This is a genomic window from Pseudoduganella lutea, from assembly GCF_004209755.1.
GTDB lineage: Bacteria > Pseudomonadota > Gammaproteobacteria > Burkholderiales > Burkholderiaceae_D > Rugamonas > Rugamonas lutea.
This window is the reverse complement of the sequence record NZ_CP035913.1, coordinates 1,008,747-1,023,626: the sequence shown is the minus strand read 5'-3', so window position 1 is coordinate 1,023,626 and position 14,880 is coordinate 1,008,747. Positions and strand designations below refer to the sequence as shown.

At 66.7% G+C, this 14,880-nt stretch carries 14 protein-coding genes and 2 pseudogenes; 10 read left to right on the top strand and 6 right to left on the bottom strand.

Annotated features, from left to right (window positions below; translation table 11 throughout):
• The first annotated feature begins 65 nt into the window (after window positions 1–65).
• The gene (locus EWM63_RS04240) at window positions 66–2,519 is read left to right on the top strand and encodes a glycoside hydrolase family 95 protein (RefSeq protein ID WP_130185427.1); all 2,454 of its coding nucleotides are present in this window, start codon (window positions 66–68) and stop codon (window positions 2,517–2,519) included.
• Window positions 2,520–2,571: 52 nt separating this feature from the next.
• On the opposite strand, the gene EWM63_RS04235 is transcribed toward EWM63_RS04240, so the two are convergent.
• Window positions 2,572–3,081: a YgjP-like metallopeptidase domain-containing protein gene (locus EWM63_RS04235; RefSeq protein ID WP_130185426.1), complete on the bottom strand. Its 510-nt coding sequence runs from the start codon at window positions 3,079–3,081 to the stop codon at window positions 2,572–2,574.
• 157 nt (window positions 3,082–3,238) lie between these two features.
• Between EWM63_RS04235 and EWM63_RS04230 the strand changes: the two genes are divergently transcribed.
• From EWM63_RS04230 to EWM63_RS04205, 6 genes and pseudogenes are all read left to right on the top strand, one after another.
• On the top strand, window positions 3,239–4,426 hold the full coding sequence (locus EWM63_RS04230; RefSeq protein ID WP_130185425.1) for an acyltransferase family protein: 1,188 nt from the start codon (window positions 3,239–3,241) through the stop codon (window positions 4,424–4,426).
• Window positions 4,427–4,507: 81 nt separating this feature from the next.
• On the top strand, window positions 4,508–5,359 hold the full coding sequence (locus EWM63_RS04225; protein ID WP_130185424.1) for an endonuclease: 852 nt from the start codon (window positions 4,508–4,510) through the stop codon (window positions 5,357–5,359).
• Window positions 5,360–5,463: 104 nt separating this feature from the next.
• Complete coding sequence (modA, locus tag EWM63_RS04220) at window positions 5,464–6,195, top strand: molybdate ABC transporter substrate-binding protein (RefSeq protein WP_130185423.1); 732 nt, start codon at window positions 5,464–5,466, stop codon at window positions 6,193–6,195.
• Window positions 6,195–6,866 (top strand): molybdate ABC transporter permease subunit, encoded by a 672-nt coding sequence (gene modB, locus EWM63_RS04215; RefSeq protein ID WP_130185422.1) that lies wholly within the window; start codon window positions 6,195–6,197, stop codon window positions 6,864–6,866. Before modA ends, modB begins: the two co-directional genes overlap by 1 nt.
• Window positions 6,863–7,533 (top strand): annotated as a pseudogene (locus EWM63_RS04210) (ATP-binding cassette domain-containing protein). Before modB ends, EWM63_RS04210 begins: the two are co-directional and overlap by 4 nt.
• Window positions 7,534–7,543: 10 nt before the next feature.
• Window positions 7,544–8,398, top strand: coding sequence for a TOBE domain-containing protein (locus tag EWM63_RS04205; RefSeq protein WP_130185421.1), 855 nt, complete (start codon window positions 7,544–7,546; stop codon window positions 8,396–8,398).
• A gap of 7 nt (window positions 8,399–8,405) precedes the next feature.
• Here the strand turns inward: EWM63_RS04205 and EWM63_RS04200 are convergent, their stop codons facing one another.
• From EWM63_RS04200 to EWM63_RS04190, 3 genes and pseudogenes are all read right to left on the bottom strand, one after another.
• A complete protein-coding gene (locus EWM63_RS04200) occupies window positions 8,406–8,909 on the bottom strand; it encodes a Dps family protein (protein WP_130185420.1) in 504 nt (167 codons plus the stop codon).
• Window positions 8,910–9,258: 349 nt separating this feature from the next.
• Window positions 9,259–9,554, bottom strand: a pseudogene (locus EWM63_RS04195) (KGG domain-containing protein); the annotation flags it as partial.
• Between the two features lie 277 nt (window positions 9,555–9,831).
• On the bottom strand, window positions 9,832–10,467 hold the full coding sequence (locus EWM63_RS04190) for a hemerythrin domain-containing protein (RefSeq protein WP_229487721.1): 636 nt from the start codon (window positions 10,465–10,467) through the stop codon (window positions 9,832–9,834).
• A gap of 236 nt (window positions 10,468–10,703) precedes the next feature.
• Here EWM63_RS04190 and purU point away from each other — a divergent pair, with 236 nt between their 5' ends.
• Entirely contained in the window at window positions 10,704–11,573 is an 870-nt protein-coding gene (gene purU / locus EWM63_RS04185; RefSeq protein ID WP_130185419.1) for a formyltetrahydrofolate deformylase, read from the top strand.
• A 10-nt stretch (window positions 11,574–11,583) separates the two neighbouring features.
• Entirely contained in the window at window positions 11,584–12,126 is a 543-nt protein-coding gene (locus EWM63_RS04180; RefSeq protein WP_130185418.1) for a YaeQ family protein, read from the top strand.
• Window positions 12,127–12,156: 30 nt separating this feature from the next.
• Here EWM63_RS04180 and EWM63_RS04175 read toward each other — a convergent pair whose 3' ends face one another.
• Window positions 12,157–13,275 (bottom strand): serine hydrolase domain-containing protein, encoded by a 1,119-nt coding sequence (locus EWM63_RS04175; protein WP_229487720.1) that lies wholly within the window; start codon window positions 13,273–13,275, stop codon window positions 12,157–12,159.
• A 130-nt stretch (window positions 13,276–13,405) separates the two neighbouring features.
• Here EWM63_RS04175 and EWM63_RS04170 point away from each other — a divergent pair, with 130 nt between their 5' ends.
• The gene (locus EWM63_RS04170; protein ID WP_130185416.1) at window positions 13,406–13,846 is read left to right on the top strand and encodes a copper chaperone PCu(A)C; all 441 of its coding nucleotides are present in this window, start codon (window positions 13,406–13,408) and stop codon (window positions 13,844–13,846) included.
• A 133-nt stretch (window positions 13,847–13,979) separates the two neighbouring features.
• Here EWM63_RS04170 and EWM63_RS04165 read toward each other — a convergent pair whose 3' ends face one another.
• Window positions 13,980–14,765 (bottom strand): head GIN domain-containing protein, encoded by a 786-nt coding sequence (locus EWM63_RS04165; RefSeq protein WP_130185415.1) that lies wholly within the window; start codon window positions 14,763–14,765, stop codon window positions 13,980–13,982.
• Window positions 14,766–14,880: the final 115 nt, after the last annotated feature.

The window sequence follows — 14,880 nt, the reverse complement described above, 5'->3', positions numbered from 1 at the left end:
CGTGGCTTCGGCGCGGCCGGCTGTCGCGCTGTTCATATTTCCGTTCCGATCCGACAGGACCGCCAATGACCGCTTTCCGCATCGCCGTACCCCTGTTCGCCGTCTTGCTGGCCGGAGGCGCAGCGGCCGGCGCCCAGCCCGGCAACCCGCTGGCCTTGCATTACGACCGGCCCGCCGAGGCCTGGACCGAGGCGCTCCCCATCGGTAATGGCCGGCTTGGCGCCATGGTGTTCGGCCGCCCCGGGGAAGAACGGCTGCAACTGAACGAAGCCACGCTGTGGAGCGGCGGGCCGGTCGGCAAGAACCTGAACCCGGGCGCCTTCGCCGCGCTGGGCAAGGCGCGCGCCGCGCTGGCCGGTGGCGATTACGCTGCCGGCAGCGACTGGGCTCGCAAGATGCAGGGGCCATACTCGGAAAGCTACCAGCCGCTGGGCGACCTGCTGATCCGGCAGGACCTGAAAGGTGAGGTTACCGGCTACCGGCGCGCCCTCGACATCCGCGACGGCATCGCCACCACGTCGTTCACCGTCGATGGCGTGCGTTACGAGCGCGAAGTGTTTGCTTCCGCGCCGGATGGCGTGATCGTCGTGCGGCTCACGTCGAACCAGCCGGGCCGGCTGGACCTGGACGTGGCGGCCAGCAGCCAGCTGCGCGCGCGCACGACCGCCGCCGGCACGTCGCTCGTCATGGCCGGCAAGGCGCCGGCGCATGTGGACCCGAACTACGTGAACTACAACGCCGAGCCGGTCGTGTGGACTGACCCCGCCAGATGCCGGGGCATGCGCTTCGCGCTGGTCGTCAAGCCCATCGCCAAAGATGGCACGGTGGACACGAGCGGCGAACGCATCGCCATCCGCGGCGCCTCGGAAGTGGTGCTGCTGCTGTCCGCCGCCACCAGCTTCGCCGGCTTCGACCAGTGCCCCGACAGCGCGGGCAGGGACCAGCATGCACTGGCGATGGCCCATCTCGACAAGGCTGCGAAGCGCGACCATGCGGCCCTGCGCGCGGCCCACGTGGCCGAATTCCGGCGACTGTTCGACCGCGTGGCGCTCACGCTCAATCCCGATGAACCGGACCGCAGCGCACTGCCCACCGACCGCCGCCTTGCCGACTTCGCCGCCGGCCAGCCCGACGCGGCGCTGGAAGCGCTGTACGTCCAGTTCGGGCGTTACCTGCTGATCTCGTCGTCACGCACGCCCGGTGCGCCGGCCAACCTGCAGGGCATCTGGAACGATGCCATGCGGCCGCCCTGGAGCAGCAACTACACCACCAACATCAACCTGCAGATGAACTACTGGCCGGTGGAAAGCGCGAACCTGTCCGAGCTGTTCGCGCCGATGGACGACCTGGTGCGCAACCTCGCGGTGACCGGCACCGGGACGGCCACGTCGTACTACCATGCGCCCGGCTGGGCCGTGCACCACAATGCCGACATCTGGGCGGCCAGCAACCCGGTCGGCGATTTCGGCAAGGGCGATCCAAAATGGGCCAACTGGTCGATGGGCAGCGCATGGCTGAGCCGCCACCTGTGGGAGCACTACCAGTTCACGGGCGACAAGGCCTACCTGCGCGAGGTGTATCCGCTGATGAAGGAAGCGGTGCGCTTCACGCTGGCCTGGCTGCACCCGGATGCCGAAGGTCACCTCGTCACGTCGCCATCGACGTCGCCCGAGAACGATTTCCGCCATGGCGACGGCAAGACGGGCACCGTCAGCGTGGGCGCGACGATGGATATCGCGATCGCCCGCGACCTGTTCGACAACGTGGGCGCAGCGGCGGCAGTGCTGGGCATCGACAGTGCGTTTCGCGACGAGCTGAAGTCCGCCACCGGCAAGCTGCTGCCGCTGCGCATCGGCGCCCGGGGCCAGCTCCAGGAGTGGTACAAGGATTTCGAGGAAGTGGACCCGCACCATCGCCACGTGTCGCACCTGTATGCGCTGCACCCGGCACGCACCATTTCGCCGCTCGCGACGCCGGCGCTGGCCGCCGCCGCGCGCCGCACGCTGGAACTGCGCGGCGACGACGGCACCGGGTGGGCACTGGCGTGGAAGGTCAACTTCTGGGCGCGGCTATTCGATGGCGACCGCGCGCACAAGCTGTTCCGCAACCTGCTGCGGCTGACGAAACCGGGCGACAAACACGGCGGTGCCTACGCCAACCTGTTCGACGCCCATCCGCCATTCCAGATCGACGGCAACTTCGCCGGCACGGCCGGCGTGATCGAGATGCTGCTGCAAAGCCAGAACGGCGAACTGCACCTGCTGCCCGCGCTGCCGGGCGCGTGGCGCGACGGTTCGGTGAAGGGCATCGTCGGGCGGGGCAATTACGTCGTCGATATCGACTGGAAGGCCGGTCGGCTGCATGCGGCCCGCATCGAGGCGCGACAGGACGGGCAGTGCGTGCTGCGCACCGCCGTGCCGGTGGAAGTCGATGGCGTGAAAAGCCGACCCGGCGCCGTTGGATTCACGCTGGCGTTCAAGGCGGTGAAAGGGCGACGTTACGCAGTGCGGCCGCTGTAAGCGCGGTGGCACGTACGGCACTGCCGGTGCAACGGCGCCGCCGCATGGCGCGTCACCACAGCCGCTGTCCGCTGTGCTCCAGCTCCGTCAGGTACAGCCGCACATCGAACTCGTACTGGTGATAGTGCGGTTCCATGTAGGTGCACAGTTTGTAGAACGCCTTGTCATGCTGCTTTTCCTTCACGTGCGCCAGCTCGTGCACGGCGATCATGCGCAGGAATTCGATCGGGCATTCGCGGAACATGGTGGCCACGCGGATCTCGTGCTTGGCCTTGAGCTTGCCGCCCTGGATGCGCGAGATCGACGTGTGCAGGCCGAGCGCGTGGTTGATCACGTGGATCTTGCTGTCGAAGAGCACCTTGTCGATCGGGGCGGCATTGCGCAGGAATTCGTCGCGCAAGTCCTGCACGTAGTCGTACAGCGCCCTGTCGTTGCGCACGTCGTGGGCTTTCGGATAGCGCTTCTTCAGCACTTCGCCGAGGCGGTTCTGGTTCAGCAGGGCTTGCACCTGGTGGCGCGTGTCGTCGGAGTAGGCGCCGAGGTATTTCAATGGAGCGGTCATGGCGGCGAGACTGTATCACATGGCACGACCGGCGGCCGGGCGCAGGCTGTGGATCGGCTACCACATCGGTTCATGATGAGCATGTACTTTTTGTTAACGCCGGCGCTGCCCCGTGATAGTGTTGCAAGGAATTTAGTTTCCTTCTGCACACTCATCGATGGATTTCATTCCCCTGACCGGCGCGCTGGCCGCCTTGCTGGCGGCACTGGCCGCGGTGCGCATTACCGCGCGCTGGACGCCGTTGCCGGCGGCTGGCCGCTGTGAAACGATCGACGGCTTGCGGGGATTCCTGGCCTTCGCGGTGTTCCTGCATCACGCGGCCATCACCGAGCGGTTCCTGGCGCACGGCACGTGGACGGCGCCCCGGTCACACCTGTTCGTCAATTTCGGCCAGGCCAGCGTGGCGCTGTTCTTCATGATCACGGGTTTCCTGTTCTATGGCGCGCTGGTCCGGCACCGTGGCGGTTCGCTGGACTGGCTGCGGCTGTTCTGCTCCCGGATACTGCGCCTGACGCCGCTCTACCTCTTCGCCATGGCGCTGATGTTCGTCATCGTTGCCGTGCAGACCGGCTGGACATGGCGTCAGCCCCCGGCCGAGGTGCTGGCGGGCGCCGGCCAGTGGCTGGGTTTCACGGCCTTCGGCACGCCCGACCTGAACGGTCTGGCGCGCACGTATGTCATCACGGCTGGCGTCACGTGGTCGCTGCCCTACGAATGGGCGTTCTACCTGTGCCTGCCGCTTCTTGCGCTCGTCCAGCGCGTTCGCGTGCCGCTGGCCTGGCTGGCCGGCAGCGCCGCCGTTGCCGCGGCGATCGGCCCCGATGCGTTGCGCTGGCCGCACACGCACTACATTGCCGCCTTTGCCGGCGGGATCGTCGCGGTGCACGTCGCCGCGCTGCCCGCCATGCGTGCCTTTGCCGCCCGGCCGGCCGCCTCGGTGCTGCTGCTGGTGGCGGGCGCGTGGGCGTATGCCGGCTTCCCGTCCGCCTGGCAGCCGGCGAGTCTCGCGCTGCTGGGTGTCGTGTTCACGCTGGTGGCGGCGGGATGCGACCTGTTCGGCGTGCTGCGCGCGAAGACGGCGCGCGTCTTCGGCGAATATGCCTACAGCATCTACCTGCTGCACGGCATTGCGCTTTACGTCGCCTTCACGCTCGTGCCGGGGGCAGGGCAGGCGGCGCAGTTGTCGCCGGCGGCCTACTGGTGCGCGGTGGCCGCGCTGGCGCCGCTGCTGGTCATCGCCTGTTCATTGACATTCCGTTATGTCGAGGCGCCGATGATGGGCCGCACCGCGGCGCTGGTGGCGGCGATCCGGCGCCAGCCGAAGGTGGCGCCGGTCGCCCCGTGACCCGCTCCCGTACCGGGATTATTCAGCATGAGTTTATTGCCTCACCGACACACCGGGGCGCCGCTCTTGTATGATGGCGGCATGCGCACCCATGTCAATTCCGTGGGACTGCTGGTCCGCGCCGACCCCGCATTCCTGTTCGTCTATCCCGACCACATTCCCCGCGACTGCATCGATGTCCTGCCGCAGCAGCCGGGCATCTATATCTTCCGTGACGAAGCCGCCACGCCCATCTACATCGGCAAGAGCGTCAATATCCGGCAGCGCGTGCTGTCGCACCTGCGCACGCCCGAGGAAGCGCAGATGCTGGCCCGCACGCGCCACATCGATTTCGAGCGCACGGGCGGCGAGCTCGGTGCGCTGCTGCGCGAGGCGATGCTGATCCGCGAGCACCAGCCCGTCTTCAACGTGAAGCTGCGCAAGCAGCGCGAGATGTGTTCGATCGCCCTGCGCGAACACCGGCCCGAGATCGTGTTCGCGAAGGAGGTCGACTTCGGCCGCACCGATGGCCTGTTCGGCCTGTTCGGCACGAAGAAGGCGGCGCAGGAGACCTTGAAGAACCTCGTGGGGGCGGCCAATCTGTGCAGCGTGGCAACGGGGCTGGAAAAGGGCAGCCCGGGCCGGCCGTGCTTCGCGCGCCAGATCGCCCGCTGCCGGGGCGCCTGCATCGGCGAGGAAAGCGCGGCCGACCACGGCGCGCGACTGCACGCGGCACTCGGCCACATGCTGGTGCGGCGCTGGCCGTACGACGGGCCGATCGCCATCGTCGAAGAATCCGACGGCCTGCGGCAAAAGCAGCTGGTCGACAACTGGTGCTACCTCGGCACCGGGAAGCTGAAGAAGAAGCGCGCGGCGGCCCGCTTCGATCCGGCCGTGTACCACATTCTCCAGCGGCCGCTGCTGGCGGGCGGACTGGCCATCGAGCTGCTGTAGCGTTCCGTCATATCCATTTTCGCGTATGAAATCATCCGCGCAGGAATATAAAAGGCGCTATATAGTGGTGTATATTGCGCTCTACCCATCCGACGAGGATTTTCATGCGCAAGTCACTGTTCGCCATTGTCGCCGCCACGCTGCCACTGCTGGCCGGCGCGGCCGATCTCACCGTTTCCGCCGCTGCCAGCCTGACCAATGCGTTCAAGGCGCTGGCGCAGGCGTTCGAAGCGGCGCATCCCGGCGACAAGGTACTGCTGAACTTTGCCGCATCCGATCCGCTGGTGCAGCAGGTCGCCAGGGGCGCGCCGGTGGACGTGCTGGCGTCGGCCGACCAGGAAGCGATGGACAAGGCACAGAAGCTGCAGCTGCTCGCCGCCGGTACCCGGCGCGATTTCGCCAGCAACACCGTGGTCCTGGTCGTGCCGCACGGCAGCAAGATCGCCTCGCTGGCCGACCTCAAGCCGGCGCAGCGGCTCACCACCGGCAACCCGGCCAGCGTGCCGATCGGCCGCTATGCGCAGGCAGCGCTGGAGAAGGCGGGCCTGTGGCAGGCGCTGCAGCCGAAGTTCGTGTTCGGCACGTCGGTGCGCCAGAGCCTGGACTACGTGGCCCGCGGCGAAGCCGATGCCGGCTTCGTCTACGCCACCGACGTGCTGGCGCAAAAGGACAAGGTGAAGGCGGTGCTGGCCGTGCCGACGGAAACGCCGGTGCGCTACCCGATCGCCGTGATTGCCAACGCACCGCAGCCGCAACTGGCGCGCCAGTTTACCGATTACGCGGTCTCGCCGGCGGGCCAGGCGATCCTGGCGAAGCACGGCTTCGGCAAGCCCTGATGGGAGAGGCCTGGATCGCGCTCGCCCTGTCGCTGAAGGTGGCGCTGTGGGCCACGGTCCTCGACCTGGTGTTCGGCGTGGCCATCGGCTGGGTGCTGGCGCGCAAGCGCTTTGTCGGCCGGGAAGTGCTCGACGCGCTGCTCACGCTGCCGATGGTCATGCCGCCCACGGTGCTCGGCTACTACCTGCTCGTCGTCATCGGCCGCAACGGCCCGCTGGGCGGCTGGCTGCATGATGCGTTCGGCATCAACCTCATCTTCACCTGGCAGGCCGCCGTCATCGCGGCCGCCGTGGTGGCGTTTCCCCTCGTCGTGAAAGGTGCCCGCTCGGCGTTCGAGACGGTCGACCCGCAGCTGGAACAGGCCGCGCGCGTGCTCGGCGTTTCCGGCATGGGCGTGTTCCTGCGCGTGACGTTGCCGCTGGCCTGGCGCGGCGTGCTGGCCGGCACGCTGCTGGCGTTTGCCCGCTCGATGGGCGAGTTCGGTGCCACGCTGATGGTGGCCGGCAGCATTCCCGGCAAGACACAGACGCTGTCGATCGCCGTCTACGAAGCCGTGCAGGCGGGGCAGGACGATACCGCCAACCTGCTGGTGATCGTCACGTCGGTCACGTGCGTGGTCGTGCTGGTGGTGGCCAGCCGGCTCGCGCCCCCACGCAAGGCAATGCCATGATCCGGCTCGACATCGACACCACGCTGCGCTCCGCCGCGCGCGAATTCCGGCTGCGCGCAAAGTTCACGTCCGCCAGCCAGCGCGTCGTCATCTATGGCGCCTCGGGCGCCGGCAAGAGCCAGATGCTGAAGGCGGTGGCCGGGCTGGCCCGGCCGGACGCCGGCCGCATCGAGCTGGCGGGCAGGGTGCTGTTCGACAGCGCCAACGGCATCGACGTGCCGCCGCAGCGGCGCAACGTGGGCTACCTGTTCCAGGACTATGCGCTGTTCCCGCACCTGAACGTGCGCCAGAACATCGCGTTTGGCCTGCAGCGCGGCCTGTTCAACCCGCCGCGCAAGGTCGATGGCGAGCGGATCGCCTACTGGCTCGACGCGTTCGGGCTGGAAGCGGTGGCCCTGCAGGTGCCGGACCAGCTCTCCGGCGGCCAGCGGCAGCGGGTGGCGCTGGCGCGCGCGCTCATCGCCGAACCGGCCGCGCTGCTGCTGGACGAGCCGTTCGCGGCGCTCGATCCCGCGCTGCGCGTGCGCATGCGTGCCGAGCTCGACGCGCTGCAGCGCCGCCTCGATATCCGATGATGATGATCACGCACGACCCGGAAGATGCCGTGGCTTTCGGCGGGCACGTACTGACGATGGCCGATGGCGTTATCGTCGAGGAGAAGACATGAGCGAGAAGCCATGAGTGAAGCAGCGGACCCGGCACCTCTTGAGCTGCACGGCAGCCTGTGGCTGGCCGCGGGCGGCAGGCAACTGGGCGGCGCGGACCGCATCGCGCTGCTGGCGGCCATCGACCAGTGCGGTTCGATCACGGCGGCGGCCAAGGCCGTAGGCATGAGCTACAAGGGCGCGTGGGATGCGGTGGAGGCGATGAACAACCTGGCCGGCGCGCCGCTCGTGGAGCGGCTGGCCGGCGGCAAGGGCGGCGGCGGCACGCGGCTCACCGAACGCGGTGCGCAACTGGTGGCGCAATTCCGGCGACTGGAAGAAGTGCACCGCCGCTTCGTCGAGCAGTTGGGCAAGCAAACGGAGACCGGCGTGGATTCATCCGGCAAGGATTCGTCCAACAACGATCTGCTCGACATCCATCTGCTGCAGGCCCTGCACATGAAGACCAGCGCGCGCAATCAGTTCCTGGGCACGGTGGATACCGTGGCGCGCGGCGCCGTCAATGACGAGGTCGTGCTGCGCATCGTTGGCGGGCAGCGCATCGTGGCGGTGGTGACGCATGAAAGCACGCAAAGCCTCGGCCTGGTGCCGGGCGCGCGTGCGTTCGCGCTCGTGAAGGCGTCGTCGGTGATCGTTGCGGTGGCGGCGGAAGGACTGAAGCTGTCGGCCCGTAACCAGCTCGCGGGCACCATCGCGCGCGTCGTGCCCGGCGCGGTGAATGCCGAGGTGACGATCGCGCTGCCCGGTGGCGGCACGATCGCGGCCACGGTAACGCAAGACAGCGCGCTAGGGCTGGAGTTGGTTGCCGGCATGCCGGCGACCGCGCTGTTCAAGGCTTCCAGCGTGATCGTCGGCGTGGCGCCGTGAGGGTGGATCAGGCGGTGCGGGTGGATTCGAACAGGAACCAGATGCGCTGTTCCGCTTCGTCGATCCAGTTTTCCAGCAGGCTGGCGGTGGCAATATCCTGGTCTTCGTCGCACACGTCGTGCACTTCGCGCATCGATTTCACGAGCGACTGGTTGTCGCCGCGCAGCTCGTCGAGCATGGCGATCGCGTCGACGAACGGCGCGTCATTGTCCTTGATGCGCTGCAGTTCCGAAATGTGCTTGATGGAGCGGATCGTGGTGCCGCCCAGCTTGCGCACGCGCTCGGCAATCGGATCGAGCATCGCATAGATTGCCGTGGCTTGTTCGTCGAGCAGCAGGTGGTACGAGCGGAAGTGCGGGCCGCTCACGTGCCAGTGAAAATTCTTGCATTTGATATACAGCGCAAAGGTGTCCGCCAGCAGCGCATTGAGTCCTTCAGCCACTTCCTTGCGGGCTTTATTGCCGAGGTCGGTCGGCGTCTTGAGTGCTTCCACTTGTGCTTGGTCGTTCATGTCTGCCTCGTCTTAATTTGGAAATTCATTGTATCGCAGACAACGAAATCGCGTGATGAACCGTGCGGGCGGGTGCCATCACTACCGGAAGGGAGAGGAACTTTGCGCTACGCCCCTGACAGAGACGATTTGCCAGCATCCGGAACACCTTGGGAAGATGGCGCGGACATGATCGGGCCGGCTGCGCGGATGATCGTGCCGATAAATTTACGGGGCAATGACGGGACAATCGCGGGGCGCTTGCTGCGGGCTCGCGACGCTGAATCGATATGGCGGAGCCGGGCGCACCCCGGCCCGCCGTGATGTGAAGGAATGTGCCGGCAATGCGCAGCTCGACCGGCGATACGCGTCAGCGTTTTTCTTCCTTTGCGCCCTGGCGTGCGAGCCGACTCGCGGACTGGCGGCTTTCACCGCCCTTGCGGCCGATTTCCGCCATGTGCTCGCGATCCCGGCTCACAGCCTCGCCGCCTTTCTGGCCGGCGCGGCGTGCTTCCTCGGAATCGAATTCGTGCGCGGTCCCTTTCTGGTGGGCTGCCTGGCCCCTTTGCTGGCAATCATCCGCTGGGTTGCCTCGTCCATTGCGGCAAACCCCCGTTTGCTGGTGCTTTTTCCACTCCCTTGTGATTCCGCCCGCTGGCTGTTCCCCTTGTTCGCTTCGGATCGCTGCCCGGAGGCTGCTTCGGTTCCGAGGCCGTTCCGTGCTTCGCTCTGTGCGTTGCCGTTTGGATCGCCGCTTGCGCCGCCGTTTGCATTATTCCGTGAGTCGCCGTGATTCGTGGACATGTTTCACCTCTTTCTCGCTCTTTGGATCGAATGGATCGAATGCATCGAAGCCGGGCCGCTGGCCCGGGCCACGAAGCGGCAAGGTCGGCCGCTTCGTGTGATTAGAGGAGGAGGTCGTCGCGTAAGTTCCGGCGATCGTTCAGGAATCGGCTTTGCCGATGGCCGAGCGTTCGCCGACGGCTTCGCGGGTGCCGCTGCGCAATGGCCGGGCCCCCATATCGTGTTCCAGCTGCTCCTTGCGGTCGGCCAGCTGTTCGCACAGCGCCGTCAAGTCGGCGCCGCCCTGGCGTGCTTGCGGGAACATTTCCTGTTCCTCTTCCGTCACGTGGTGCTCGATCGCCTTGCGCAGCATCGCCATGGTGCTGTCGAGATCCGGATCGTCGCCGCTCATGCCCTGGATGTGGGCGATCAGCTCCTTCGCCTCGGCATGTTCCTGGATGGCTTCCTGCACCATTTTTTCGTCGCCGGTTTCGCTGCGCACCGCCGGGTAGAAGATTTCTTCCTCGATCATCGTGTGGATTTCCAGTTCCATGCAGATCTGCAGCGCGAGGTCGGCCTTCAGGCTGATATCGCCGATGTTCTGCAGCCGCTCATACTCGCGGAACAGTTGCTTCACCTTGTCGTGGTCCGCGGTCAGCAGGGCAACGGCATCCTTCGAGCGGTTGTTCTGCGTGCGTGGCATGCTGGCGGCCGGGTGGTCGCTGCTGCTGGGCATCGGCACGGCATCGCCGGCGTTGGCCGAGGGGTTCATGGTACTGCGGTTATCGTTGGTCATGGGTGGCTCTCCTGGTGTGTTGTGAGATGCCGCGCCGGGCCGCGCGGCGGCTGCCTGTTACCTGCAACCGAGTATAGGCCGGGTGCCGCGAGGCAGGCGCGCTCTTGCCATATTGGTATGCTCTGCCGTTCGTGCGACAATAGCGCTCTTCGGCAGGTGCGTTTGCCCGATCCAGCCCTGCTTCCAGCCTGATTTAAGCCCGACCTTTCAGCCCGATCTTTCAGCCCGACCTTTCAATCATGCATCCCGAATACATCCTCACGCTTTCCTGCCCGGACCAGCGCGGCATCGTGCACCGCGTATCCGGTTTCCTTGCCGAGCACGGCTGCAACATCATCGATTCCGCCCAGTTCGGCGACCAGGAAACGTGCCGCTTCTTCATGCGCGTGCATTTCGCCGCCGAGGATGCGGCGGTCGGCGATGCGGCGCTGCGTGCCGACTTCACCGAACTGGCGGACACGCTGCGGCTGGAATGGCACCTCCACGATGCGCACCGCAAGCCGCGCGTGCTGCTCATGGTGTCGAAGATCGGCCATTGCCTGAACGACCTGCTGTTCCGCTACAAGAGCGGGCTGCTGCCGGTCGAGATCCCGGCGATCGTGTCGAACCACATGGATTTCTACCAGCTGGCCGCCAGCTACAACATCCCGTTCCACCACCTGCCGCTGGCCGCCGGCGCGCCGGAAAGCGCCAAGCTGGCGCAGGAAGCGCGCATCGTCGACCTGGTGGATTCGCACAACATCGACCTGGTGGTGCTGGCACGCTACATGCAGATCCTGTCGCCATCGCTGTGCACGCACCTGAAGGGCAGGGCGATCAACATCCACCATTCCTTCCTGCCCAGCTTCAAGGGCGCGCGGCCGTATGCGCAGGCGCACCAGCGCGGCGTGAAACTGATCGGCGCTACGGCGCACTTTGTCACGGGCGACCTGGATGAAGGCCCGATCATCGAGCAGGACGTGGAGCGCGTGGACCATTCGATGGATGCGGAAACGCTGTCCGCGATCGGCCGCGACGTGGAATGCGTGGTCCTGGCGCGCGCCGTCAAATGGTTCGTCGAGCACCGCGTGCTGCAGAACGAACACCGCACCGTGATTTTCAAATAAGACTGTACCAATGGCACTCAAGGCAACAATCTACAAGGCGGAACTGTCGATCGCCGACATGGACCGCAATTACTACGGCACCCACGCGCTGACACTGGCGCGCCATCCCTCGGAAACCGACGAGCGGATGATGGTGCGCCTGCTGGCGTTCGCGATCCACGCCAACGAAGCGCTGAGCTTCACGAAGGGCATGTTCGACGTCGAGGAACCGGACCTGTGGCAGAAGGATCTGACCGATGCGATCGAACTGTGGATCGAGGTGGGCCAGCCGGAAGAGCGCCGCATCCTGAAGGGCGCCGGCCGTGCCGAACACGTGATCGTGTACAGCTACAGCACGGCCAGCCCGATCTGGTGGAAGAACATCGCCAACAAGATCGAGCGCGCGAAAAACGTTTCCGTCGTCAACCTGCCTTCCGACACCACGGCGGCGCTGGAGAAGATGGCGCAGCGGAACATGCAGCTGCAGTGCACGATCCAGGATGGCCAGATCTGGCTGACCGACGGCACCGAGACCGTGCTGGTCGAACGCGAAGTCTGGAAGGCCGAGCGCTAGGCAAGGTCGAACGTCAAGTAAAGCCGAACGTCAGGTAAAGTCCTTGTAGGCGGCGTTGCGCACGTCGCGCGGGAAGGCACCCGCCATTCCTTCGAACGTGGTGTTGGTCAACTGCACCACGGCCAGATCGGCGAGCGGATCGAAGAACCACAAGTGGCCGTAGGCGCCGCCCCACTGCAGCGTGCCGGCCGATTGCGGCGAGTGCGCTTCTTTCGGGTGGCCCAGCACCGCGCCCAGGTAGCCGAAGCCCCAGCCGGGGCCCTGCGTCATCGCGCCCGTGCCGGTGCGGTCCACTTCGGCCGCGCGCAGGATGGCGCGGTTCGCCGTCCTCAGGCTCAGCAGAAAACGCATGAAATCGTCCGCCGTGCCGGCCATGCCCGAGCCGCCGGATGGATACGATGCGGCATCGAAGATCCGCCCCGGCGCGAAGTGCGCGAAGCCGTCCATGAACGGCACCGTTTCCTCGTCGCCCATGCGCGCCGGCGGGGCGGGCTTCGCATCGCGGTAGGGTACGGCCAGCCGGCCGGGATCGACGACCTCGAACGCGGTCTCGCGCATTCGCAATGGTCCCGTCACCTCGCGCTGCACGATCGCCGGCAGCGGCATGCCGGTCGCTTCCTGGAGCACGGCGCCGAGCACGTCCGTGGCCACCGAATAGCGCCAGCCGGTGCCGGGCGCATAGGCCAGCGGGGCGGCGCCGATGCGGGCCAGGTTCTCTTCCAGCGACAGGCCGGGCTGGTCGAGGCCGTCGGACACGCGCGCGCGGCGATAAGGCCCGTCGGCCGCTTCCAGGAAGCCGTAGGACAGGCCGGCCGTGTGCGTCAGCAGGTGGTGCAGCGCGATCGCGGGCGTGGAACCGTCGGCAAGGCGCGGGCGGAAATGCGGCAGCCACTTCGTGACCGGCGCGCACAGGTCGATCGTTTCCTCGTCCGCCAGCTTGAGGGCGGCCGTGGCGACCAGCGGTTTCGTGAAGGAGGCAAGCCGGAAGATGGCGTCGTCGCGCATCGGTACGGCGTGCTCGCGGTCCGCGCTGCCGGCGGCGCGGCGGTAGACGATCTCGCCGTCGCGCGCGACAAGCACCACGGTGCCGACGATGCGCTGGCGCGCGATCGCGCTGTCGATCACCTTGTCGAGATGCGAACCGGTCATGATGGGCCTTTTTTGAACAGTTCGCCATGATAGCGGGAACATGCCCGCCGGCGTTTGCCGACCCGGCAGCGCGGGCTATAATTCCCCGCCTGCTCCTCGTTGCAGCCTCGTTCAATCACCAGGGGTCACCATGAAACACCTCGTCAGCGCCGCCATTCTCGCGGTTGCCTCCATGTCCGTCCACGCGCAGGTGATCGTCACCGATGCGTGGGCGCGCGCCACCGTGCCGGCCGCGAAGGCTTCCGGCGCCTTCATGCAGGTCGCATCGAAGACCGATGCCCGCCTGGTCGGCGTCAGCAGCCCCGTGGGCATGGCCGAGCTTCACCAGATGTCGATGCAGGACAACCGCATGACGATGGCCCACGTGGACGCCATCGACCTGCCGGCCGGGAAGGCGGTGCAGCTGGCACCCGGCGGCTACCACGTGATGCTGATGCAGCTGAAGCGCCAGCTGAAGGAAGGCGAGACCGTGCCGGTCACGCTAGTCGTCGAGCACAAGGGCGGCAAGCGGGAAAACGTGGAAGTGCAGGTGGCCGTGCGTCCACTGACTTACGCGCCGCCGCGCCACTGAGTTTGCGCCGGGCCGCGGATTGCCGGCCGCTTTGCAGCCAATCCGCGGCCGATGCCTGGCCGATGCCTGGCCAATAGATGACAGCCCCGGCGGGCTGAGCCTGCCGGGGCTGGCAAAGGGGGAGCGGCGGTGCTCAGCGTGCCGATGTACCCAGGCGCCGCACGGAGCCGGAGCCGGCCACCGCTTTCGTGAGTTGCGCATCGCCGTAGTAGCCCACGCTGCCGGAACCGGTGACGTTGGCGGTGAGGGTGGCGCGTGCCGTCAGCACCGACTGGCCGGAACCGCTGACGCTGACCGCCGCATGCTGCACGTTCAGGCGGGCGGTATCGGCCTTGCCGGAACCGGCGATCGAGATGTCGGCCCGCGTGGCCTGGCCGGCCACTTCGACCTTGCCGCTGCCGGCCACGGACACGTCGACCGTTTTCGCTTCGATGCCGTCGATGTCGAGCGCTCCGGAGCCGGCCACTTCGATCGCCAGCTTGTCGGCACGCACCCGTTTCGCTTCGAGCCTGCCCGAACCGGCCACGCCCAGGTTGTCCACGTTGCGCGCGTTCACCACGATGCGCACGCGGCGGCCGTCGATCTGCATGGTCTTCTTCACCGGCCGGATCGTCAGCACGCCATTGCGCACCACCGTCTCGATCAGGGGCACGATGTTGTCGTCGCCTTCGATCGTCAGCGTATCGTCGCCACCGATCACCACCTCCACATGCGCGCCCGTCGCCAGTTCCACGCCGTGGAACGGGCCGGGCTGGCGCGCCTGCGACACGATCTTGCCACTGCCCTGCACCTGCTCCCCAACGCCGAGCCGCGCCAGCAACGGCGCATCCGCCGCCACGGCGAAGTTCGCAGCAGCCGCCGCAATCATGGCAGTGGCCAGCAGGGCGCCGGCGGTGAGGGCGATGTTCTTGGTTTTCATGATTGTTCTCCGGGAATGCCTTGTCGATGGCTTGGATCCTACGCAACCCCGGCGCGCCCGTCTCCTGCTGTGCGATGAACTGCTCAAGCAGCGGAACAGAATGCAGAAGTGCAAA

Bases quoted from the DNA above. Each gene is read 5' to 3' on its own strand.
- EWM63_RS04225 (WP_130185424.1), top strand. From the start codon at position 4,508: ATGCGCACCCATGTCAATTCCGTGGGACTGCTGGTCCGCGCCGACCCC.
- EWM63_RS04240 (WP_130185427.1), top strand. From the start codon at position 66: ATGACCGCTTTCCGCATCGCCGTACCCCTGTTCGCCGTCTTGCTGGCC.
- EWM63_RS04200 (WP_130185420.1), bottom strand. From the start codon at position 8,909: ATGAACGACCAAGCACAAGTGGAAGCACTCAAGACGCCGACCGACCTC.
- EWM63_RS04190 (WP_229487721.1), bottom strand. From the start codon at position 10,467: ATGACCAACGATAACCGCAGTACCATGAACCCCTCGGCCAACGCCGGC.
- EWM63_RS04205 (WP_130185421.1), top strand. From the start codon at position 7,544: ATGAGTGAAGCAGCGGACCCGGCACCTCTTGAGCTGCACGGCAGCCTG.
- EWM63_RS04170 (WP_130185416.1), top strand. From the start codon at position 13,406: ATGAAACACCTCGTCAGCGCCGCCATTCTCGCGGTTGCCTCCATGTCC.
- EWM63_RS04180 (WP_130185418.1), top strand. From the start codon at position 11,584: ATGGCACTCAAGGCAACAATCTACAAGGCGGAACTGTCGATCGCCGAC.
- EWM63_RS04230 (WP_130185425.1), top strand. From the start codon at position 3,239: ATGGATTTCATTCCCCTGACCGGCGCGCTGGCCGCCTTGCTGGCGGCA.
- modB (WP_130185422.1), top strand. From the start codon at position 6,195: ATGGGAGAGGCCTGGATCGCGCTCGCCCTGTCGCTGAAGGTGGCGCTG.
- EWM63_RS04175 (WP_229487720.1), bottom strand. From the start codon at position 13,275: ATGACCGGTTCGCATCTCGACAAGGTGATCGACAGCGCGATCGCGCGC.
- modA (WP_130185423.1), top strand. From the start codon at position 5,464: ATGCGCAAGTCACTGTTCGCCATTGTCGCCGCCACGCTGCCACTGCTG.
- EWM63_RS04165 (WP_130185415.1), bottom strand. From the start codon at position 14,765: ATGAAAACCAAGAACATCGCCCTCACCGCCGGCGCCCTGCTGGCCACT.
- EWM63_RS04235 (WP_130185426.1), bottom strand. From the start codon at position 3,081: ATGACCGCTCCATTGAAATACCTCGGCGCCTACTCCGACGACACGCGC.